At 33.4% G+C, this 7,676-nt stretch carries 6 protein-coding genes; 2 read left to right on the forward strand and 4 right to left on the reverse strand.

All coding sequences use genetic code 11. The features are described 5' to 3' along the window. The first annotated feature begins 58 nt into the window (after nucleotides 1-58). Nucleotides 59-358: a hypothetical protein gene (locus WCG23_12525; GenBank protein ID MEI8390694.1), complete on the forward strand. Its 300-nt coding sequence runs from the start codon at nucleotides 59-61 to the stop codon at nucleotides 356-358. A gap of 165 nt (nucleotides 359-523) precedes the next feature. Here the strand turns inward: WCG23_12525 and mgtA are convergent, their stop codons facing one another. The 3 genes from mgtA to WCG23_12540 form a co-directional block, all read right to left on the reverse strand. Continuing rightward, nucleotides 524-3,073 (reverse strand): magnesium-translocating P-type ATPase, encoded by a 2,550-nt coding sequence (mgtA, locus tag WCG23_12530; GenBank protein ID MEI8390695.1) that lies wholly within the window; start codon nucleotides 3,071-3,073, stop codon nucleotides 524-526. Nucleotides 3,074-3,298: 225 nt separating this feature from the next. Then, a complete protein-coding gene (gene ahcY, locus WCG23_12535) occupies nucleotides 3,299-4,573 on the reverse strand; it encodes an adenosylhomocysteinase (protein ID MEI8390696.1) in 1,275 nt (424 codons plus the stop codon). Between the two features lie 129 nt (nucleotides 4,574-4,702). Beyond that, on the reverse strand, nucleotides 4,703-6,136 hold the full coding sequence (locus WCG23_12540; protein MEI8390697.1) for a matrixin family metalloprotease: 1,434 nt from the start codon (nucleotides 6,134-6,136) through the stop codon (nucleotides 4,703-4,705). Between the two features lie 131 nt (nucleotides 6,137-6,267). Between WCG23_12540 and WCG23_12545 the strand changes: the two genes are divergently transcribed. Beyond that, a complete protein-coding gene (locus tag WCG23_12545; protein MEI8390698.1) occupies nucleotides 6,268-7,161 on the forward strand; it encodes a diacylglycerol kinase family protein in 894 nt (297 codons plus the stop codon). A gap of 32 nt (nucleotides 7,162-7,193) precedes the next feature. Here WCG23_12545 and WCG23_12550 read toward each other — a convergent pair. Further along, nucleotides 7,194-7,676 (reverse strand): HD domain-containing protein (locus WCG23_12550; GenBank protein ID MEI8390699.1); only part of this gene is annotated, 483 nt, incomplete at its 5' end.

The raw sequence follows: 7,676 nt of genomic DNA on the forward strand, positions 1-7,676 counted from the left end.
GCAAGAATTAAGTTAAAAAAACTTTATCCTAATAAATTAAATTAACAATGCACTAATTTTGCTTGACCTTCCAAAAGATGAAAGCCTGTCTCTCCATTCAGAAAACCTCCACTCAAGGATTGAAAATGAAAAAACAGGACTTATATACAATTCAACAGAAGAGTTTGAAGAAAAACTTGTTAAATTAATTGAAGACTCCTCTTTCAGGCATGAACTTGCAAAAAATGCCTATAATTATGTTGCCGAAAACCGTCTTTTATCAATGCATTATAAAGAACGGACAGATTGGTACTATAAAATGATCGAAAACTTGCCACAGTTAAATGAAGAATTAAAATTTCGCTCTCCGGAACTATAGTGCTCTGAAAAAGTAATTAAGAAATGAAATATTTTTTGCGAAAGCACTATAGCTTTTAGGAGTGATGCTTTTCGGGAAAATCCGGCTTTGCCGGTTTTCCTGAAAACAAACTCGTTTCAGTATATTTTAGTTAGATTGAAATAGCTTTCCTGTTGAAGTCTGATATCAAAATGCATCAAATATTTTTTTGTTTATTAGTCTTGTAACAATTAAATAAAAGAACAATAATAAAACCAAAAATATCCAGTATAAAGACGGAAGTGCAACAAAACCCAGATGAACCGCATAATGAGAAAATAACAGCCACACAATCAGGCTGATCATAAATATATTCATCAGAAAAATCCAAACACTTGCATTACTTTGCATAAACTGTATTTTATTTGTACGAATAGCATGAATAACAAGTATTTCTGAGATAAGAGTCTTTACAAACCAGCCTGTCTGAAACAATTCTTTGTTTTCCAGAGCATTAAACCCGAAAATAAGCACTAAAAAAGTTATATAATCAAAAACCACATTAATCGGACCCAAAACCAGCATTGACTTCTTAATATAGCCTATATCCCAACTTTTAGGGTGTCTGGTGTATTCTTTATCAACGTTATCAGTAAATAAAGATACTTGAGAAATATCATAAAGCAGGTTTTTAGCAATAATTTGAACAGGAGCCAGAGGCAAAAACGGTAAAAATATCGATGCTGTCGCCAAACTTACCATATTTCCGAAATTGGAACTGGAACAGGCCCGAATATATTTTGTTATATTGCAAAATACCCTCCTGCCTTCAATGACACCTTTTTCCAAAATTAACAGGCTTTTTTCAAGCAAAATTATATCTGCCGATTCTTTAGCAATATCAGCCGCAGAATCAACAGAAATGCCAACATCTGCTGTTTTTAATGCAAGTGCATCATTTATTCCATCTCCTATAAATCCTGTAACATGCCGGTTTTTTTGGAGCATTTCAACGATTTTTTGTTTATGTTCAGGGCTTAATTTTGCAAAAATATTATTCTTTTCAACAATTTCTGACAATTTTTCATCGGACAAATTTTCAATATCATCTCCTGAAACAGCGCCTAAAATTTTTATGCCGACTTCATTGCAAATTTTCTTTGTAATTACTTCGTTATCTCCTGTCAAAATTTTTATATCCACGCCATTTTCATATAATTGCCTGATTGCTTCAACGGCAGATTCTTTTGGCGGATCGAGAAAAGCCGCAAATCCAATCAAAATAAGATTATTCTCATCTTTAGAAGAAAAAATGTCTTTATGTAGCGTAAAATCTTTATACGCAACTGCTATAACCCTGAATCCGTCTTCGTTTAGTTCTCCTGTTAATTTTTTTATTTTTTTCCGATGAAAATCATCTATTTTTAAAATATTATTATTGTCATTCAATCTGTCGCAAATATTTAAAATTTCTTCCACAGCTCCTTTGCAAACGAGTTTTATCGGCATATTATTTTGTTTAACTACCACAGACATACGCCTCCGCTTAAAATCAAACGGAATTTCATCAATTTTTATATATGTTTTGACTATATCTAAATTTTGTTCCGAATGTTCTAAAATCGAATTATCAAGTAAATTCTTCAATCCTGTCTGAAAATAACTGTTTATATAAGCATATAAAAAAACCTCCTCGCTCTCCTTCTTATTTATATCAATATGTCGTTCCAGAATAACCTTGTTTTGAGTCAGAGTTCCTGTTTTATCGGAACATAATACATCCATTGCACCTAAATTTTGAACGGCATTCAGTTTTTTAACTATGACTTTGCCTTTAGATAAACTCAAAGCTCCTTTTGAAAGATTAATCGTAACAATCATAGGAAGCATCTCAGGTGCTAAACCGACCGCAACCGCAATCGCAAAAAGCAAAGCTTCTAACCAACTTCCTTTGTTTAAGGCATTTATTACAAAGACAATCAATACAATATAAATCATTGCTCTTACCAAAAGCATGACAAATTTGTCTACACCTTCTTCAAAACTGCTTTTTGCGGTTTTTTGGGTAATTTTATCCGCTATTGAGCTCAGATAAGTATTGTTTCCTGTTTCTATGACAACACCTATAGCACTTCCGCTGTTAACATTGGTTCCCATAAAACAAATATTTGGAAGATCAAAAATATTATTTTTTGAATCCTCCTGATAATATTTCTCACTTTTTTCTACAGGCAAAGCTTCTCCTGTCATCGCAGACTGGTTAAGATAGAGCGTTTTTGAAGAAATAATTCTTATATCAGCCGGTATTATATTCCCCGCAGAAAGCCTGATTATATCTCCTCTGACAAGTTCTGACTGCGAAATTTCTTTTTCTTTTCCCGACCGAAGTACTGTTACACTAGTACTGACCAGTTTTTTTAATTTGTCAGCTGCTTTGTCAGCCTGATATTCCTGAAAAAAAGTCATAAATACATTAATAATAATCATTGCAAGAATAATAATTGCTGATTCTGTTTCACCTATGAGAAAAGAAATTATTACAATTATAAATAACAAGAGTACCAGAGGACTAATAAATTCCGAAAGGAGCTTGATAAAGGCATTTTGTTGTTTATCAAAAGAAATAACGTTATATCCGTATTTTTTAAGGCGTTGCTGCACCTGTTTTTCGCTCAATCCTTCAATAGAAGCCTCAAGCGAGTTTAAAACATCATCAATAGCAGTTTTTGAAAATTGTTTTATGTTTTTTGAATTCACTTAAATAAAATCCCCTTTTTTATTTTGAGTAATCGATATTGGCAAAAGGGTTCGGGGGCTTTGCCCATGACAACATTTCCCCGCAGTGTTTCAGTTTTTCTTTCTTTTAGTTAGTTTAAGTATGCGGCAATTTAACAACTCATTAAATTCAACACCTGTTTAAATAACAATAAAAAAGGCGAAGTTTAATAACTTCGCCTTTTTTAAAAGATATATTATAAAATATTATGTTCCAACTTCCCAGCTGTTCATATATTCAACCATTGCAGGGGTCAATTCATCAATCTTAACACCCATTGAAGCAAGTTTAAGCTTAGCAATGTTCTGATCAACTTCTCTGGGAAGAACATGAACTTTATTTTCAAGTTCGCCCTGATTTTTGATTAAATACTCAACAGCAAGAGCCTGATTTGCAAAACTCATATCCATTACGCTTGCAGGGTGTCCTTCTGCCGCAGCAAGGTTTACGAGTCTGCCTTCTCCAAGAACAAGAACTGATTTTCCTGATTCTAATTTGTGCTGATCAAGGAAAGTTCTGATTTTTTTCTTGTTTTTTGTCAGTTTATTAAGACCTGCCATATCTAATTCAAGGTCAAAATGTCCTGAATTACAAACTATAGCAAAGTCTTTCATTAATTTGAAATGGTCTGTATTGATTACGTGTCTGTTTCCGGTAACTGTAATAAAGATATCACCGATTGAAGCAGCCTCAGCCATAGGCATAACTCTGAAGCCGTCCATTACAGCTTCAATAGCTTTAACAGGATCAATTTCAGTAACTATAACATTTGCGCCTAAACCTCTTGCTCTCATAGCGCAACCTTTTCCGCACCAGCCATATCCGACAACTACAAGATTTTTTCCTGCAATAAGAATATTAGTAGCTCTTATTACACCGTCTAATGTGCTTTGACCTGTTCCATACCTGTTATCAAAGAAATGCTTTGTCTGAGAATCATTAACAGCCATCGCAGGGAAAGTTAATTTTCCGCCTTTTTCCATTGCATTAAGTCTTACGATTCCGGTGGTGGTTTCTTCTGTAGTTCCGATAATATCTTTAATCTGATCCGGTCTTTCTTTAATAAGTGTTGCAACTACGTCTGAACCGTCATCAATAATGATTTGAGGTTTGTGATCAAGTGCAATGTTTACGTGTTTAGTGTATGTTTCAGCGTCTTCGCCTTTTATTGCAAATACAGGAATTCCATAATCTTTTACGAGGGAAGCTGCAACATCATCCTGTGTAGAAAGCGGGTTTGATGCAATCAAAACAGCGTCTGCACCGCCGGCTTTAAGAGTAATTGCAAGGTTTGCTGTTTCTTTGGTAACGTGGCAGCAAGCTGCTATTCTAAAACCCTGAAGAGGTTTTTCTGTTTCAAATCTTTTTCTGATTGATTCAAGTACAGGCATATCTCTGTCTGCCCATTCAATCTGGTTCTTGCCTGATTCAGCAAGGTTAATGTCTTTAATCTGGTATTTTAATTTTGTTGCTTCTGTCATTTTTATTCTCTCCAATATGCATTTACTACTCTGTCATTGCGAGGAGGGCAAAAAGCCCGACGTGGCAATCTTATTTTTCAGTATAGCAAAAAAGCATAAAAATACACATAATCGATTTTTTGAGTAAATTTATTTGCTATTTGTTTTTACATTTTTGTAAATTTCTTTAATAGTATTCTTATCTCTGTCAGAAAGCTTATTTACATTAAAATTGCCGTACATTATGTCATTAGAATCAGGACTATGGCCGTAAATCCCTATAGAATGTCCCAGCTGATGCATTGCAATCTGCTTTATTTTTTCAAAAGACTGCTCTTTTGTCATGCCGGAAGTGCAGTCTGTATTAATTTTGACTTTCATTATCCTGTCATCAAGGTTTAATCCCTTATACTGAAGAAGAGGAGAAGCGACAGAACCTCCAACTGAACCTACCAGCCCAATCACAGGAACACCGACCAGCCCTCCCAAAACCATTGCAGCAATTGAACCTATCTGCACAATAGAACTTGCTTTTTTATATTTCAATTTTTGTTTTTCTGCCGACACATCTTCTTTTTTAAGCTCGGGCTGCCATGCAAAATCCTCAAAATACTCAGTCCATACTATTTTTAAGTTTGCGTTCTTTGGATCATTGGAGGTTTCAAATTTTATTTTGCCTCCCGAAGCATTTTCCCATTCTTTCATAGCATCTTTAACAGCGTCTCTGTAATATTTTTTGTAATTTTTGACATCTGCGTCATCTATATAAACAATTATAGGCATTTTACCGAATATTTTTGCTGTTCCGCTGCTCTGTTCAATTATGTCCTGAATATAATCCTGCTCCTCGCCGAAATTATTTGCGGGTTTTTGTGCAAGTTCCGGCAAAGCAGCTTTCTTTAAACGATCTAACCTGACAGTTAAACTTTCATCATTATAATTTTTGTTGAATATATCTTTTTCAAGTTTTGCAATTCTTTCTAATACAGGCAAATTATCATGAGATTTGCCGTAAATCTTCATTTCTACAAGCTTGACAAGCTCGGGCATTGAATCAGGAGCAGAAGTTGTTATCGGTTTAAATTCCAAATCGCCTCCTGTTTCTTTAAGTTGAGAAAGTCCTTCTCTTGCTTTCTGCGCCTGCTCGGGAAGCATACTGTATTTTAATGAATTTTCAAGATCTTCTTTTGCTTTTTGCGGGTTTCCATTATAAAAATTATACGAACTTCTTGAATAATAAATATCAGAAAGAAGCTCTTTTGTATTTTGCTCGGATTGGCGCAGCGAAAGCACTTTTTGGCAGTATTTTATAGCCTCATCATATTTTTTTTCATTTGCCAGATTAAAAGCATAGCTGGAATATGCAGTTATAGCATTATCAATAAAAACCTGATTTTTTTCGACAGAATACGCTTTTTCATAATACTGTCCTGCTTTAAGAAAATCATTCCTGTTATAAGCCTTATGGGCAGTTTCTACGAATTGAGCAGGCGAATTTCTTACCTGATGCACAACTGCAATAACAGGCATTGTTTCAAAGAGCAAAAATATTGATAAAATTAATGAAATTATTTTTGTTTTCATATTAAAAAACTTACCAAATACATTTATAAAATACCACTTATATTATATTCTAAAAGCTGATATAAAAAATATTTTATTGCCTTATAAATAATTTAGCCGACTTTTTTACATGGTTTTAGAAAACATAAAAAATGCCTATGAGAAAAAAAATATTTTTGTTCCCTAATCCTGATTTTGACAAAAAATATATGGGCGGAATAAGCAGGCTCTACCAGATATTCTGCAAAGAATATGATTTTAATCTTGAAATTATTGATGATGATTTTCTTAAAAACCATAAACCTGATGAACACAAAAAAGACCTTATAGTCATTGCAGGAGGGGATGGAACAATTCACAGGGTTATAAATAATATTCCCGAAAAGTTTTTTTCTTCTTATAAATTCGGCTTAATTCCCGCGGGAACAGCAAATGAATTTGCAAAAAGCTTGAATCTGCCATGTTACCTTGAAGATGCAGCTTTTATAATAGCAAATGAAAATGAGGAAAATAATGTTTTTCATAAAGTCGCATTAGTTAAAGGAAAATATAAATTTTTAACAGGCTTATTATACGGGGTTGCCTGTCAGGTACTTCAGTCAACTTCTCAAAATGCAAAGGTTTTTTGGGGTTCTTTTGCCTATAATTTACCGGGATTTATGTCTTTAACTAATTTTTATGACCATATAAAAAAATTCAAAATAGATTCAACGGAATTTCAGACAGGATATCTAATCATAAATAATGCGAGTTTAACAGGCAAAGATTTATCTTTTGAGGATACAAAAGACGAAAACAAAGATTTGTTTTCTTTTATGTACGTTTCTCCCGATGTAACGCCCTCTGATATGCTGTGGCTTCTGGTAAAAAGCCGGACACGCATGAGTATTTTGCAGGACGCTTCGATTTTTTATGCCCAAATGGATAAAATTCATCTTGAGTTTGACGGAAAAAATCTATTTATGCTTGACGGAGAGCTTTATGAATTTTCTTCACCCCTGACTATAAAGCATCATGACAAGCGTATCGAGGTTATTTGCTTTTAATTTTTTATAAGTATCCCGAATAAAATAAAAACTTAATTGTTGCCAGCCAAAAAATCTATTTCATTTTGTATATTTATTCTGGCTTTTTGTTCATATTTTTTTTGGAAGAAATCTGTTTTATAGATATTATGCTTAATTAAAATCCCTTTTAAAACTGCTATTCGTCCAGGGTTATAAACATCATCGGGATATCGCGAATATTCTCTTCGGATTTGTTTTGCATAAATATTATAAGATGATTTATCTGAACCCAAAATAGATAAATCAATGTCTGCAATAATCTTTGCTTCCAAAGATAAATTTTCAGGAACACTGCTATCATGTTTCGTTGCTAATATAATTTCTCTCAATAAATTTTCTTTATTCTTAAATTTCGAATTTTCTGATTTATGTAGCAATTTAAGTGCAATTTCCACGCTATCTTCTACATCATTAGGTGAGCCATTCACAATATCATGCATAAAAATTCCAAACCTAAGAATTTCAGGATCTTTTATCTTATTAGGGTTATTAAT

The sequence above is a fragment of the bacterium genome, from assembly GCA_037147175.1.
In the GTDB taxonomy this organism is placed as follows: domain Bacteria; phylum Cyanobacteriota; class Vampirovibrionia; order Gastranaerophilales; family UBA9971; genus UBA9971.